The sequence below is a fragment of the Streptomyces sp. AC555_RSS877 genome, assembly GCF_019049245.1.
Taxonomy (GTDB): Bacteria; Actinomycetota; Actinomycetes; order Streptomycetales; family Streptomycetaceae; genus Streptomyces.
In genome coordinates this window covers 36720-51022 of record NZ_JAGMUK010000024.1, presented here as the reverse complement: position 1 = coordinate 51022, position 14303 = coordinate 36720, and the positions used below count along the sequence as shown (strand labels likewise).

Below are 14303 nucleotides of genomic sequence, written 5' to 3'. Positions count from 1 at the left end.
TGAGGCAAGAAATTTGCCACAGAGGCAAGGCTCCGGCTGAATGGAGCGCATGAGCTCTCCCGAGTCCGAGCACACCGCACCCGGGCCGCCCGGCCTCGCGGCCCAGGCGGTCCCTCTGGTGGCACCGCAGTTGCGTGCCCTGCGCCGCCGGGCCTCCCTCACCCTGGAGGCCGCGGCCCGCGCCGCCGGGCTGTCGCCCGCCCACCTCTCCCGCCTGGAGACCGGGCAGCGCCAGCCCTCGTTGCCGATGCTGCTGGGGCTCGCCCGTATCTACGGTACGACGGTCTCGGAACTGCTCGGCGAGACGGTCGCCGACCAGGACGCCGTCGTACGCGCCGCCGACATGGAACCGACCGCGGCGGGCGGCTGGACCTACTGGCCGGCCGGCGCACCCGGCCGCGGCATGCAGGCCCTGCGGGTCCGCGTGCCCTATGGCTCCCAGGGCGACATCGTGCGCGTGCACCCCGGCGAGGAGTGGCTGTACGTGCTCGAGGGGCGGCTGCGGCTGCGCCTCGGTGACACCACGCACCTGCTCGCGGCGGGCGACAGCGCGCACTTCGACTCGCTGACCCCGCACCGCATCGTCGCCGAGGACCGCGGCGGCGTGGAGCTCCTGTTCGTCCACACCCTGCTGCAGAGTCCCACGGCCGCGCTGTGCCTGGGCCCCGTCATCGGAGACATGCCATGAGCGACATGGAGGAGAAGTTCCCCCGCGCCCTGTGGGTGCGCCTGATCATCTACCTGGCGGTGGGGCACCTGTTCGCGGCCTTCATCTACCTGCTGTTCGCCCTGGGGGCCAAGCAGTGAGCGGTCAGTCGAGCAGCCGCTCCCGCAGCCGCTCCCGGATCTCGGGCGTGACTCCGAGCCCCTGCTCCAGGTATGGCTCGACGCCGCCCCACGTCTCCTCGATGGTGTCGAAGGCCGTCGCCAGATACTCGGCACGCGCGTCGAACAGAGGGCTGAGCAGTTCCATGACCTCGGGGGAGTAGGCCGAGGCGGCGTTGCTGCTGCGGCGCACCTTGTAGCGGCGGTGCCTGGCGTTCGACTTCAGGTAGTCCTCGACGATCGCCTCCCGCTCCACACCCAGGGCGAGCAGCGTCACCGCTATCGACAGCCCGGCGCGGTCCTTGCCCGCAGCGCAGTGCATCAGCACCGGGACGCTGTCCTCGGCGATCGAACGCAGCACCCGGGAGTGCTCACCGGTGCGCTCCTTGATGATCATGCGGTACGACGCGATCATCCGGTTCGCGGCCCTGCCGTCGGACAGCAGCTCGCGCAGCTGGTCCAGGTCGCCGTCGCGGACCATCCTCCAGAACTCCGCGCCGTCCGCCGGGTCGCTCAGCGGAAGGTTCACATTGCGCACGCCCTCCAGCTCGACGTCGGGACCCTCCAGCTTCTGGTCCGCGGCATTGCGGAAGTCGAAGATCGTGTGCAGCCCCAGGGATGCGAGGAACGCGGAGTCCTCCTCGGTCGCGTGCGCGAGGTGACCGCTGCGGAACAGCACGCCGTGCCTGACCCGCCGTCCGTCCACCGTCGGCAGCCCGCCCACGTCCCGGAAGTTGCGCACTGCGGTCAGCTGCGGTTCGGTCGACGGGACCTGCTGCGTCACGAAAGCTCCTCCCACTCCGTCCCGCCGACGCGGCTCGGCGACGGGCACCCACTCGACGATACGACATGGGTTCCTGGGGCAATGAGTTGTCCACAGGCGTTGCACCGAGGGCGCACGGACCTTGATGATGTTGCTGCTTGAGCGCACCTGTTCGCGTCTGTTTGAATCTGTGAGGGACTGCATGCTGGAGATCGCCGAGAACGGCCGCACATGGCTCCTGTCCGGGCCGACCAGCAGTTACGCCGTCCACCTCACGGCCGACGACGAGCTCCTGCACCTGCACTGGGGGCCACGGATCGCTCTCGCCGACGCCGAGGCGCTCGCCGTACGTCCACTGCCGGACTACTGGCCCTTCGAGTCCCCGCTCGACGGCCGCGAGGAGTACCCCGTCGAGGGCGGCCCCCGCTTCGTCCGGCCCGCCCTGTCGGTGCGCACGGAGGAGGGGCGCGGCACCGAGTGGTCCTTCGAGGCCTGCGAGCGTGCGGAGGAGGACGAGCTGCGGCTGCGGTTCCGCGACGGCGGGCTGGCGATCACGCTGCATTACCGGATGCGCCACGACGTCGTCGAACGCTGGGTGACCCTGGACAACGACGGGCCGGCCCGGGAGCTCCTGCGCGCCGACTCCGCCGCCTGGACCCTGCCCGACCGCGACGGCTGGCGCCTGTCCCAGCTGCACGGCCGCTGGGCCGCCGAGTCCCGGCTCGTACGCTCCCCCCTCACCTACGGTGAGAAGGTCATCGGCAGCCGCCGCGGCCACACCGGACACCAGCACCTGCCCTGGGTGGCGCTCGACACCGACGCGACCGAGGAGCGCGGCGAGGTCTACGGCTGCGCCCTCGGCTGGTCCGGGTCCTGGCGGATCGCCGTCGCCCAACTCCCGGACGCGAGCGTACAGATCACCGGCGGGGCCGGATACGACGACTCCGGCCTGCTGCGGCTGGCGGCGGGGGAGGCCTTCACGACGCCCGTCTTCGCCGGCCTGTTCAGCGACGGCGGCTTCGGCGGGGCGAGCCGCGCCTGGCACGCCTACCAGCGTGCGTACGTGATCCCGGACGCGGACCAGGACCGGCCGGTGCTGTTCAACTCCTGGGAGGCCACGGAGTTCGACATCTCCGAGGAGCAGCAGGGGGTGCTGGCGCGGCGGGCCGCGGCGATGGGCGTCGAGCTGTTCGTCGTCGACGACGGCTGGTTCGGGGCCCGCACCAGTGACCGCGCCGGGCTCGGCGACTGGAAGCCCAACCCCGACCGCTTCCCCGGCGGTCTCAAGCCGCTCGGCGACTACGTCCACGCCCTCGGTATGCAGTTCGGCATCTGGGTCGAGCCGGAGATGGTCAACCCGGACAGTGAGCTGTACCGGGCCCACCCGGACTGGGTGCAGTACCAGCCGGGACGAAAGCGGACGGAACTGCGCAATCAACTCGTCCTGAACCTCGCGCGCGAGGACGTCCAGGAATACCTCTGGGGGCAGCTCAACGAGCTCCTCTCCAGTGCCCCGATCGACTACGTGAAGTGGGACTTCAACCGCTGCTTCACCGACGCGGGCTGGCCCGGCGAGCCCGATCCGCAGCGCCTGTGGGTCGACCACGTGCACGCGCTGTACCGCCTGCTGGACCGGCTGCGGGCCGCCCACCCGGGCGTCGCCTTCGAGTCGTGCTCGGGCGGCGGCGGCCGCATCGACCTCGGTGTGATGAGCCGTACGGACCAGGTGTGGACCTCGGACAACACCGACCCGCTCGACCGGCTCGCCATCCAGCACGGCTTCAGTCAGATCCACCCCGCCCGGGTCATGGCCGCCTGGGTCACCGACAGCCCCAACACCCAGCTCAACGGCCGGGTCAGCTCGTTGCGGTTCCGCTTCGTGAGTGCCATGGCCGGGGTGCTCGGCGTCGGCGGAGACCTCGCCGAGTGGACCGAGGAGGAGCTTGCCGAGGCCCGCGACTGGGTGGATCTCTACAAGGAGATCCGCCCCCTCGTGCAGCGCGGCGACCTCCACCGGCTGCGGCCCCCGGAGGGCGGGCTGAGCGCGGTGCAGTACGTGCTGGGCGACGAGGCCGTCGTCCTGGCCTGGCTCCAGGCGCAGCACCACGGCGAGCCCGTACCGGCGCTGCGCCTGCGAGGCCTCGACCCGTCAGCATCGTATGAATGCCGCGAAACGGGCGAAGTTCACCGAGGTGCCGTACTGCTGCATCACGGGCTGCGGACGGGGCTGCACGGTGACCTCGATGCGACGGTTCTCCGCCTGCGTCGCATCTAGGGCTTTCTGCCCGAATTGGTACCTTCGTTCCAACTCCATCTGGAATTAAGGCGCCTGGGGAGGCCTTACGTGAGGAGCGTCATATTCGTGACCGTGTGTCGCCCGTCATGTTCACGTAATCAACATGTTTCACAAGGGTGTTTGGCGAAAAGGCCAGTCCTCAATGCACTCAGTGTGACGGGCAATTCTCTCAGGTGACCAACAGAAACGCATTCAAACGCAACCACTTACTTGTCCCTTTGCGTCTTGGTCGCTTACGTTCACCTCCGATCCGGACGGACGCCCAATCCTGCCGCCGCCCGGAGCCCGCACACAATCACCCGTACACGGCAGGAGCGGGGGACCCACAGGTAGAACCGCCTGTTCCGGTCTCCGGAACGGCTAGGGGTTAAGCCGTACTTCGGTACGGCCGGGCATCTCCAGTCCGCACCCGACAGCTCACCTCGCAGGCGCCGGAGAGGAATTCGCCATGCCCGCGAAGGGTAAGCACCGCCGACCGAAGTCCCAGCGCTTCACTCGCTCCATCGCCGCCGCCGGAACCGGCGGCGCCGCACTTGCCCTCCCGCTTCTCGGGGCCACCGGCGCGCACGCCGCCACTGCGCAGTCCGTTTCGGAAAAGGCCGTTCAGTCGTCCGTTCCGGCCACCGTGACGAAGGTGGCCGAAAAGGCCGCGGCCGAAAAGAAGGCCTCTGCGCAGACCGCGGGCACGAAGACGTACTCCGTGCGGGCCGGTGACTATCTCGCGAAGATCGCGGACGAGCAGGATGTCAGCGGTGGCTGGAAGAAGCTCTACGCCGACAACCGTGAGGCCGTCGGCGACGACCCGTCGCTGATCCACCCCGGTCTGAAGCTCTCGATCGGCAAGAAGGCCACGACGGGCACGCCCAAGTCGTCGGCTCCCTCGGACTCTTCGTCGAAGTCGTCGAAGAAGTCCTCGAAGTCGTCGACTTCGGCTTCTTCGTCCGATTCATCGGATTCGTCCGCGTCGTCGAAGTCCTCTTCCTCCTCGGCGAAGACCGAGTCGGCCACCCAGAGTGCCGACACCGCCGCCACCTCCAGCGGCTTCAGCTCCCCGGTGAGCGGTGCCGGCGTGGGCACCGCCTACCGCACGGCGGGCAGCATGTGGTCCAGCGGCTACCACACCGGCGTCGACTTCGTCGTCCCGACCGGCACCTCTTTGAAGGCGGTCGGCGCGGGCACGGTCGTCTCCGCGGGCTGGGGCGGCGCGTACGGCAACCAGGTCGTCGTCAGGCTCGCCGACGGCTACTACGCCCAGTACGCCCACCTGTCCTCGCTCTCGGTCTCCAGCGGCCAGTCGGTGACCGCCGGCCAGCAGCTCGGCCTCTCCGGCGCGACCGGCAACGTGACCGGCCCGCACCTGCACTTCGAGATCCGCACCACGCCGGACTACGGCTCGGACGTGGACCCGGTCGCCTACCTCCGCTCGAAGGGTGTCGCCGTCGGCTGACGCTCCTTCCGGCGCTCTGAGGGTGCCCCGCACGCCACCGAAGGCCGGACCCCGATCCCCGGGTCCGGCCTTCGGGGTGTTCGCCCTTCCTTGCTCATGATCACTTCGTTGCGGTCTTGTGGCAGGGGCGGCCGGAGCGTCGACAGCGAGGGGAGTGAGAGGACACAGTGAACTCCGCAGCGGTGCAAGCGCTTTCTCCGTCTGTGCCGAAGTCCTCCATCACCCTCCCGGAAGGAGCAGTCTCCCGTGACGACCACGCGAAGAGCCTTCGGAGCCCTCACCGCGGGCGCCGCCCTGGCCGCCCTCGCCCCCGCGACCGACGCGAGCGCCACGCCTCGCCATCGCCGGCTGATCGCCCACGACGACTTTCGCCGCGGTCTCGGTCAGTGGGCGGTGGAACTCGAGAAAGGCGGCACCGTCACCGCCGCCCGCGGGATCCTGGAGATCGACGTGCCCGCCGGCGCGACGGTCTGGTTCAAGAAGCGGCTCGAAGGGCCGTACGTCCTGGAGTGCACCGCCACGCCGGTGTCGGCGGGCGGGGTCAACGACCGGGTCTCCGACCTCAACAACTTCTGGAACGCCGTCGACGTCCGTTCCCCCGACGACCTCTTCGCCGTCCGGCGGGGCGGGGCGCTCGCGGAGTACGACTTCCTCAAGACGTACTACGCCGGCTACGGAGCCAACACCAACACCACGACCAGGCTGCGCCGCTACGTCGGAGAGGCGGGCGTCCGGCCACTCGTGTTCGACTACACCGAGCCGCTGCTCGTGCCCAACGAGCCGAACCGGGTCCGGATCGTCTGCGACGGCTCGCGCGTCCGGTGGTGGAACAACGGGCGGCTCGTCTTCGACTACAGCGACCCCGAGCCCTACACGAGCGGGCACTTCGCCTTCCGGACCACCTGGAGCCATTTCCGGATCAGCGGGTTCCGGGTGTGGCGGTTGCCGACGCAACAGCGGTGAGGGCAGGGCTATTCCTGCTTTGACCAATCCTTGAAGAGTGGCTTATCTCACCGCCCGTCAACCCTTTCCTACGGTCGCGTAGCTCACATCCCAAGGGGAATCATGGGCCGACGTGGCAGACGATTCGAAGAGTGACAACAGATCAGTGATCGGGTCGTACGTGGCGGTGGGGGACAGCTTCACCGAGGGCGTGGGCGATCCCGGCCCCGACGGGTCGTTCGTCGGCTGGGCCGACCGGTTCGCGGTCCTGCTCGCGGACCGGCGGCCCGAGGGCGACTTCAGGTACGCGAACCTCGCGGTCCGCGGGAAACTGCTCGACCAGGTGGTGGAGGACCAGCTTCCGCAGGCCCTCGAACTGGCCCCGGACCTGGTCTCCTTCTGTGCCGGCGGCAACGACATCCTGCGGCCCGGCACCGACCCCGACGAGGTCGCCGAGCGTTTCGAGCGGGCGGTGGTCCAGCTCACCGCCGTCGCGGGCACGGTGATGGTGACGACCGGGTTCGACACCCGTGGCGTGCCCGTCCTCAAGCATCTGCGCGGCAAGATCGCGACCTACAACGGACATGTGCGGGCCATCGCCGACCGCCACGGCTGTCCGGTGCTCGACCTGTGGTCCCTGAAGACCATTCAGGACCGGCGGGCCTGGGACGGTGACCGGCTCCACCTGTCGGCGGACGGGCACACGCGTGTGGCGCTGCGCGCGGGGCAGGTCCTCGGCCTGGAGATCCCGGCCGACCCGGACCAGCCCTGGCCGCCATTGCCGCCGCGCGGCACGCTCGAGGTCCGGCGGGACAACGTGCACTGGGCGCGCGAGTACCTGGTGCCGTGGATCGGCCGCCGGCTGCGTGGGGAGTCCTCCGGGGACCACGTGATCGCCAAGGGCCGACTGTCGCCGGACGACATCAAGACGCGGATCGCTTCGGTGGCGTGAGGGCGCGCGGGAGTGAGGCGTGTGCGTGAGGGCTTGAGGGCTTGAGGGCTTGAGGGTGTCCGGCGTGGCTGGGCGCTCGGCTCATGCGGGCGGGGCGGGGCGGGGCGCGGCGGGGCGTGGTGGCTCACGCGGGTGGGGGCCTCGGTGCCCTACGTGGTCAACGCCTCCCGCGCCAGCCCCAGTTCACGGGCCAGCGCCTCGTCCACCCACTCCTGCGCCCGCGACCGCGAGACCGCGCCCGAGTACGACGTGAGCTGTACGGCGAGCCCGTCCAGCAGGGCCGTGAGGCGCAGGGCGGTGCCGCCCGGGTCGGGGCAGGGGAACTCGCCCGCGGCCACGCCCTCGGCGATCACCTCGGCGAGGGCGGCCTTCCACCGCCGGTCGAGGTCGCGGGTGACGTCCTGGAGCGCGGGCTCGCGCAGCGCGGCCGCCCAGCCCTCGATCCACAGCCGCCAGCCCTTGGCCGGGCCGGTCGGGGCGTACCAGCGCACCGCCGCCCGCAGCCGGCGCAGCGCCGTGGTGCGGCGGCCCAGCAGTTTGCGAAGGTGGGCGAGGTCGTCCTCGGCCGCGTACGTGAACGCGGCGGCGACCAGCTTCTCCTTCGTGGAGAAGTGATAGAGGACCAGTGCGTTGCTCACGCCGAGCGCCGAGGCCACGTCGGCGATCCTGACCGCCGCCACGCCCCGCACCTCGATCTGCTCGATCGCGGCCCGCAACAGCTCCTCGCGCCGCTCCGCCACGCTCAACCGCACTCTCGCCACGCGGTCACCCTAATCCGTGGTGCCGTGGCCCGCCGGGGCGGAGGTCGTTTCCCGGCCGGGACGGTCCATGGCCGGTAATGACCCCTGACAGGACCGCTCGCGGCGGGGAACGGGGGCCGCGCCTACCGGTACCACGCGAACCGTTCGGCGATCACCGGCAGGCGGTCCGCGACGATGGCGTGCGCGGCTGCCCGCGGGGTCGTTCCGTCCCGCTCCGCGCGGGCCAGCATCTGCTCGACCAGGGCGCGCATCGAGCGACGCGTGTGGGCGAAGGCCGCGTCCGCGCCGGCGTCGATGTCGCCGAACAGCGTCCACCACCACCAGGCGTTCGTCGCGGAGTTCACGACCACGTCCGGCAGTACGGTCACCCCGCGCGCGGACAGCAGTTCCTCCGCCTCGGGGAGGACCGGCATGTTGGCCGCCTCAATGATCCACCGGGCCGTGATCCGCTCCTGGTTCGTGGTGTCGATGGCGTACGAGACGGCCGCGGGCACCAGCACCTGTGCGCCCGCCGACAGCCAGGCGTCACCCGGCAGTTCGCGGTCGTCGGGGCGCAGCGCGGACCGGTCCACCGTGCCGTGGGCGTCCCGCGCCGCGAGCAACGCCTCGACGTCGAGTCCCGCCGGGTTGGCGATCGTGCCCTTGATGTCGGCGACGGCCACGACGGTGAGCCCCGCGCGCGTGAGGAAGCGCGCGGTGGCCCCGCCCATGGTGCCCAGGCCCTGCACGGCGACCCGCGCACCCGCACAGGCCACGCCGGCCCGGTCCAGGGCCGTCAGCGCCGACTCCGCGACCCCGCAGCCGCCGACCAGCTCGTCGAGCCCGATGCCGTCGACCTCGACCGCGAAGGCGTCCGCGAGCCGCCGCCGTGCCGTGACCTCGTCGTCGAGCAGCGGATACACCGCCTGGATCGAAGAGACGAGCCCCGCTTCCGAGGCCGCCCGGTCCACCAGGTCCTGGCTGAGGCCGAGGTCCTCGCCGGTGGTCCACAGGCTCTCGACGTACGGCCGCACGGCGCGCAGGTAGCGCACCAGGAGCTCGTACGCCCCCGGTTCCCGGGGGTCGCAGTCGATGCCGCCCTTGGCGCCGCCGAGGGGGATGTAGCGGCCCTCGGGGGTGTAGTGCAGTGCCTCCTTCATGGTCATGCCGCGGGCCAGCTGGGCGACCTCGTCCAGCGTGCATCCCGCACGCATGCGCAGCCCGCCGCTGGAGACGCCGCGCACCAGCCGGTCGACGACCAGGTATCCCTGACGACCGGTGAGGTGGTCGGTCCAGGTGAGCGACATGAGGGGGGCGGTCATGCGGTCTCCTCCAACTGAACGGTGAGTCAGTATCCAGATGTTCGCCGTGTCCTGTCAATGCAAGAAAATGTGGTCAGCAGGGAAGGGATCACGGGGTAACTCGGTTGTCAGAGGGGGCGACCATAATGGAGCCTCACCGACTCCACCCTGGAGGTACACCGTGACCGGTTTCCGTTCCCCGAGCACCGGGCTTCGCGCGCTGCGGCCCGCTGCCTTCGGTGCGGACCCGAGCGGTGAGCGCCTGGCGCGCATCCGCAGATCGCCCCACTTCAAGGACGGGGTGTTCCAGAATCCCGGGGGCACCACCAGCACCCGGCCCTCAGGCTCGTCGATGGAGTTCGCGAAGACCTTCTTCGACAAGGAAGAGCGGAGCCGCCGGTCCCCGAAGGGCACGGTTCCGGTGCACGCCACCACGCTCGCCGACATCGCCGAGCCCCCGGCCACCGGCCTGCGGCTGACCTGGATGGGGCACTCCAGCGTGCTCGCCGAGATCGACGGGCACCGGGTGCTGTTCGACCCCGTCTGGGGCGAGCGCTGCTCCCCGTTCGCCTTCGCCGGCCCCAAGCGGCTGCATCCGGTGCCCCTGCCGCTGGCGGCGCTCGGACCGGTCGACGTCGTCGTGATCTCGCACGACCACTACGACCACCTGGACATGCCCACCATCAAGGCGCTGGCCGGCACGGACACGCTGTTCGCCGTGCCGCTCGGTGTCGGCGCCCACCTGGAGCACTGGGGGGTGTCCGCCGACCGGCTGCGCGAACTGGACTGGCACGAGGCGACGAAGGTGGGCGGTCTCACGCTGACGGCCACGCCGGCCCGTCACTTCTGCGGCCGGGGCCTGCGCAACACCCAGCACACGCTGTGGGCCTCCTGGGTCGTCGCCGGGGACGAGCACCGGGTCTACCACAGCGGCGACACGGGGTACTTCGACGGCTTCCAGGACATCGGCGCCGAGCACGGCCCCTTCGACGCCACGATGATCCAGATCGGTGCGTACAGCGAGTTCTGGCCGGACATCCACATGACCCCCGAGGAGGGCGTGCGTGCCCACCTCGACCTCCAGGGCGGACAGCCGCACGGCGTGCTGCTGCCGATCCACTGGGCCACGTTCAACCTCGCCACGCACGCGTGGACGGATCCCGGCGAGGGCACCGTCTCCGCCGCCCGCACGGCGAAGGCCCCGATCGCCCTGCCCCGGCCCGGCGAGCCCTTCGAGCCCACGGCCGAGACCGTGCCGACCGAACCGTGGTGGCGAGGGGTGGCCCTGACCCCCGCGGGCGGGTGGCCGGCTTCCGACGTGCCGGCCGCGGCGGCGATCAAGACCTCGGTCGGCTCGGCGGCCCGGGCGCAGGCCGACAGGGCCGGTGACGCACCGGAGGGCAAGGGCGAGGCCAGTGGCGAGCCGGAGCCCGTCCCCGCGGGCTGAGGTTCCCTGAGGTTCCGGGCGGGCGGCCGGACCCGGCCGCCGGTGCCTCGGCGACGCGCCCCCCCACAGGATCCCGCCGGACAGGCTCCGGTCCCTGCTGGTGGGCGCGTCGACCTCTTATCCTGAATTCCCAGGGGGAGCTGGGAGTTGGGGGCGCACATGGTGGCGGAGGATGCTCCGGTCGGTGGGTCGTACCTGCCGGAGAAGACGGAGAGCGAGCCGTACGTCCGGCTGGCGAGTCTGCGGCAATTGCATCAGACCCTGGCCGACGTCAACACCGCGCGGAGTCTCGCGGACACGCTGCAGACGGTCGCCGACGGACCTGTCGAGGCCCTGGGGTACGAGCTGGGCAGTGTGCATCTCGTACGCCCCGACGGGGACGTCGTCGTCGCGGCGGTCGCCGGGGGCGGTGCGCGGGAGGCGGACCGGGCCGGACTCGTGGTCTCCCGCGAGCCCTGGGACCGACGGCTGGAAGCGGGCGAGGAGTGGGGCGACCTGCGCTTCGTGCCGTACACCGAAGGCCGGGCGTTCGGGGACTACGACCTGCCGGGCTACCCCGACGAACCGGTGACGAGCTTCGCGGACGAGTGGCACCCCGGCGACCGGCTCTTCGCGCCGATGTACACACCGGGTCAACCCGGCGGCGTGGGTGGTGAGCTGATCGGCGTGGTGTCCGTGGACCGGCCGCGCAACGGCCGCCGTCCGGGCCCCTGGGGGCGCGAAGCGCTCCAGATGTACGCCTTCCAGTCGGCCATCGCGATCAGCAACGCGCGTCTGCGCGGCAACATGCAGCGTGCACTGGTCAGGCTCGAAAGGGAGCAGCAGGCCCTGCGCGCCAGCGAGGAGAGCTTCCGGCAGGCCTTCGAGTACGCCCCCTCCGGCATGGTCGTCGCGGAGATGGGCGGCGACCTGCACGGCCGGATTTTGCGTACGAACGACGCCCTGTGCCGGCTGCTGGGCCGCCCCGCGTCCGCGATGAGCCGCTACTCCTTCTCCGACCTCGTCCACCCCGAGGACCTGGGCACCCTGCTCCGCACCTCCGCCGAGGGCGGGCGGGCCGACGTGCGTCTCGGCCGCCGGGACGGCACGTACATCTGGGTCTCGCTGCGGAACTCCGTCGTCGCCGACGCTGTCGACGGCCCCCGATTCCTCCTCACGCACGTCGAGGACATCGAGGAGCGCAAGCGCCGCGAGCTCCAGCTCGTCCACCGTGCCTCGCACGACACTCTCACCGGCTTGCCGAACTCCGCGGAACTCCGGACACGGCTCGCCGAGCGGCTCTGCGACGACCCCGCGGGCCGGGCAGAGGAACAGCACGTCCACACGGTGGATCCCGACGGCCAGGAGGACGGCCGTACGAGGGGCCTCGCCGTGATCTTCTGCGATCTCGACGGAATGCAGTCGGTCAACGAGCGATTCGGGTACGACATCGGCGACCTGGTCCTCGTCGAGGTCGGCCGGCGACTGGCAGACGCTGTGCGGGACGGGGACACCGTCGCCCGGTTCGGGGGCGACGAGTTCGTCCTGCTGGCCGACGGACTCGGCCCCGAGGAGTGCCGGGAGCTGACACAGACCCTCAGGGCGGCCGTCACCGCCCCGATGCGGATCGACGGGCGCGTCGTGCGCGTGGGAGCCGGTTTCGGCAACGCCTGGGCCGCGTGCGGAACGTCCGTCAAGGACGTGCTGAACACCGCCGACATGCGCATGTACGACGACAAGAGATCCCGCGCGACGGTCGCCGCGGAGGAGACGCGCCGTGCCGTCGTGTCGGAACACAGGATCGCCGGAACGCTTCCCGAACGTCCTGTCACGCCCTGGGTCCCACAACGGCCCGTCGTGCACCGGAAGATCGTCCGGACGTGGCCCACCGACGGGACGCCCGCCGCACCGGCTGCCGAGACGGTCGAGGTGCGGTCCGGCCAGGAACTCGTCCGGCTCGCGGACACCGCGCACGTCCACCACGTCGTCTGCCGGGGTGACATCGCCGACCTGAGCCCGCTGCACCGCCTTCCGGCCCTGCGATCGCTGATGATCGCCGACAACCAGGCGCTGTCGTACCTGGACGAACTGGAGGGCTGCCGCAGGCTCCGCTTCCTCACCGTGACCGGCTGCGGTCCGTTGCGGGACTGGGTGGGGGCTGCCCGGACCGGGGTGATGTTCGTCGAGGTCGGCCCCGGCCACGCCGTACCGCCGCTGAAGGGGCTGGCGCAAGCGGGCCGGCTGCGTCGGCTGACGCTGCGGGAGGCACTCGACGACCGTGACCCCGAACTCGTGGAGCTGCGCCGCTCCCTGGCCGAGGTGCGGGTGCGCGTGGCGGCCGGCGCTACTGGCTGAACTGCTGGTAGGTGCTCAGCATGTCGTGCTCCTGACTCGGCGTCAGGGCCTTGAGTCGCGTGTGCCCGGGCGTGCTCCCGCCGGTGCCGGCCTCCTGGTGAGCGAAGAGGAACAGCAGCCGGGGGAACGCCGTCAGCAGGCGCCGTAGCAGCTCGGCGTCCGGCTGGACGCCCAGGACGATCGTGACGGGCCCCGACTCCTCTTCCTCCCGGGCCAGCCAGCGGTGCAGCTCGTCCTCGTCGAGCGTGTCGAACACCAGGAACCGGTTGAGGAGGAATTCGCGGATGTCGGTGACCACACTGTCGACGAAGTCCATGCCGGGCCGCGGCACGGGCGTGTGCACGGGCCAGGGGTCCGGGGATTCACTGGCGCGCCGTACGTACAGCTCCGCGGTCTTGGTGGCCCGCGCCGCCAGCAGGGCGACGCGGCTCTCCGGGGCGGTGTCGCACAGGTCGTGCAGCTGCGCGGCGGCCACTGAGGGCACCCGGGCGAACGGCACCACCATGTCGACGACGTCCTGGCGGTGCTCCCGGTGCCGCAGCAGCGGCAGCAGGCCGCGAAGGGCCTTGCGCATCGCGCAGGCCGCCCCGAACTCCGCCACCGGACGCTCGCTCAGCAGGCCCGCGGAGACCACGTGGTTCATGTGGTCGGCGGCGTAGGCGATGTGGGCCACGCCCAGCAGCCGGGCGATGTCCGACAGTCTCGTGGCCGGCACCTGCTCGATGCGGCTCGCGACGTACTCCGTCACCTCCGGGTGGGGCAGCGACCCGTGCCGCTCCACGAGCAACCGCAGTCGGTCCGTCACCTCGGCGGGGCCGGCCGCCGTGGCCCAGTCCGCCATGTCGAGGCGTTCGAGTTCCAGATGCGCCAGCAGGCTGTCCCCGAGGTCGTCGCGCCCGGCGCCGGGCAGCATCACGGGCAGGACCAGGAACCGTTCCCCGGTCACCTCCCTCAGGAGCACGGAGAGCACCGCTTCGTGCATGACGTACTCGGAGTCGAACGCGTGCGGCGACAGTAGAAGCACCGTGCCCTGGCAACGGGACAACTCCAGGGTGAGCTTGCGGTGCCACTCGTCGCCCACCCTGAGGACGTCCTGGTCGACAACGGGGTCGCAGCCCACCTCGGACAGGAGCGCGACGACCGCCTCGCGGTGCGCGACGCACGCACAGCCCCCGGCGGCGCACTTTTCGGCGCCGGAGCTGTGGCTGACGAAGATTCTCGGGCGTGCCATGTACGGACTCCTGCCGGCGGGCGTG

11 protein-coding genes, 1 pseudogene and 1 riboswitch are annotated in these 14303 nt (G+C 71.0%); of the genes and pseudogenes, 8 read left to right on the top strand and 4 right to left on the bottom strand.

The features are described from left to right. Positions 1-49 precede the first annotated feature (49 nt). Both KUM49_RS10720 and KUM49_RS10715 read left to right on the top strand, forming a co-directional pair. Complete coding sequence (locus KUM49_RS10720) at positions 50-688, top strand: helix-turn-helix domain-containing protein (RefSeq protein ID WP_217236512.1); 639 nt, start codon at positions 50-52, stop codon at positions 686-688. Further along, positions 685-807 carry a DUF6126 family protein gene (locus tag KUM49_RS10715; protein ID WP_217236511.1) on the top strand — a complete coding sequence of 41 codons (123 nt, stop codon included), beginning with the start codon at positions 685-687 and terminating at the stop codon, positions 805-807. The genes KUM49_RS10720 and KUM49_RS10715 overlap by 4 nt, the downstream gene beginning before the upstream one ends. A 4-nt stretch (positions 808-811) precedes the next feature. On the opposite strand, the gene KUM49_RS10710 is transcribed toward KUM49_RS10715, so the two are convergent. Beyond that, complete coding sequence (locus tag KUM49_RS10710; protein ID WP_217236510.1) at positions 812-1609, bottom strand: tyrosine-protein phosphatase; 798 nt, start codon at positions 1607-1609, stop codon at positions 812-814. A 181-nt stretch (positions 1610-1790) separates the two neighbouring features. Between KUM49_RS10710 and KUM49_RS10705 the strand changes: the two genes are divergently transcribed. The 4 genes from KUM49_RS10705 (at position 1791) to KUM49_RS10690 (ending at position 7225) form a co-directional block, all read left to right on the top strand. Continuing rightward, positions 1791-3863, top strand: coding sequence for an alpha-galactosidase (locus KUM49_RS10705; protein WP_217236509.1), 2073 nt, complete (start codon positions 1791-1793; stop codon positions 3861-3863). Positions 3864-4170: 307 nt separating this feature from the next. Next, positions 4171-4328, top strand: a riboswitch (cyclic di-AMP (ydaO/yuaA leader). Between the two features lie 4 nt (positions 4329-4332). Beyond that, entirely contained in the window at positions 4333-5331 is a 999-nt protein-coding gene (locus KUM49_RS10700; RefSeq protein ID WP_217236508.1) for a M23 family metallopeptidase, read from the top strand. Positions 5332-5577: 246 nt separating this feature from the next. Next, positions 5578-6294 carry a DUF6250 domain-containing protein gene (locus KUM49_RS10695; protein ID WP_217236507.1) on the top strand — a complete coding sequence of 239 codons (717 nt, stop codon included), beginning with the start codon at positions 5578-5580 and terminating at the stop codon, positions 6292-6294. Positions 6295-6439: 145 nt separating this feature from the next. Next, positions 6440-7225 carry an SGNH/GDSL hydrolase family protein gene (locus KUM49_RS10690; RefSeq protein ID WP_217236619.1) on the top strand — a complete coding sequence of 262 codons (786 nt, stop codon included), beginning with the start codon at positions 6440-6442 and terminating at the stop codon, positions 7223-7225. Between the two features lie 149 nt (positions 7226-7374). On the opposite strand, the gene KUM49_RS10685 is transcribed toward KUM49_RS10690, so the two are convergent. Beyond that, the gene (locus tag KUM49_RS10685) at positions 7375-7986 is read right to left on the bottom strand and encodes a TetR family transcriptional regulator C-terminal domain-containing protein (RefSeq protein WP_308406598.1); all 612 of its coding nucleotides are present in this window, start codon (positions 7984-7986) and stop codon (positions 7375-7377) included. A gap of 122 nt (positions 7987-8108) precedes the next feature. Then, positions 8109-9287: a glutamate dehydrogenase gene (locus KUM49_RS10680; RefSeq protein WP_217236506.1), complete on the bottom strand. Its 1179-nt coding sequence runs from the start codon at positions 9285-9287 to the stop codon at positions 8109-8111. 160 nt (positions 9288-9447) lie between these two features. Between KUM49_RS10680 and KUM49_RS10675 the strand changes: the two genes are divergently transcribed. Continuing rightward, positions 9448-10713, top strand: coding sequence for an MBL fold metallo-hydrolase (locus KUM49_RS10675; RefSeq protein WP_217236505.1), 1266 nt, complete (start codon positions 9448-9450; stop codon positions 10711-10713). A 159-nt stretch (positions 10714-10872) separates the two neighbouring features. Further along, positions 10873-12441, top strand: a pseudogene (locus KUM49_RS10670) (diguanylate cyclase domain-containing protein); the annotation flags it as partial. A gap of 595 nt (positions 12442-13036) precedes the next feature. Here the strand turns inward: KUM49_RS10670 and KUM49_RS10665 are convergent. After that, positions 13037-14278 carry a toll/interleukin-1 receptor domain-containing protein gene (locus KUM49_RS10665; protein WP_217236503.1) on the bottom strand — a complete coding sequence of 414 codons (1242 nt, stop codon included), beginning with the start codon at positions 14276-14278 and terminating at the stop codon, positions 13037-13039. Positions 14279-14303 lie beyond the last annotated feature (25 nt).

What these genes read in the sequence shown, in the direction of transcription:
- KUM49_RS10665 (WP_217236503.1), bottom strand. Translation starts at nt 14,278, where the DNA reads ATGGCACGCCCGAGAATCTTCGTCAGCCACAGCTCCGGCGCCGAAAAG.
- KUM49_RS10705 (WP_217236509.1), top strand. Translation starts at nt 1,791, where the DNA reads ATGCTGGAGATCGCCGAGAACGGCCGCACATGGCTCCTGTCCGGGCCG.
- KUM49_RS10680 (WP_217236506.1), bottom strand. Translation starts at nt 9,287, where the DNA reads ATGACCGCCCCCCTCATGTCGCTCACCTGGACCGACCACCTCACCGGT.
- KUM49_RS10715 (WP_217236511.1), top strand. Translation starts at nt 685, where the DNA reads ATGAGCGACATGGAGGAGAAGTTCCCCCGCGCCCTGTGGGTGCGCCTG.
- KUM49_RS10720 (WP_217236512.1), top strand. Translation starts at nt 50, where the DNA reads ATGAGCTCTCCCGAGTCCGAGCACACCGCACCCGGGCCGCCCGGCCTC.
- KUM49_RS10700 (WP_217236508.1), top strand. Translation starts at nt 4,333, where the DNA reads ATGCCCGCGAAGGGTAAGCACCGCCGACCGAAGTCCCAGCGCTTCACT.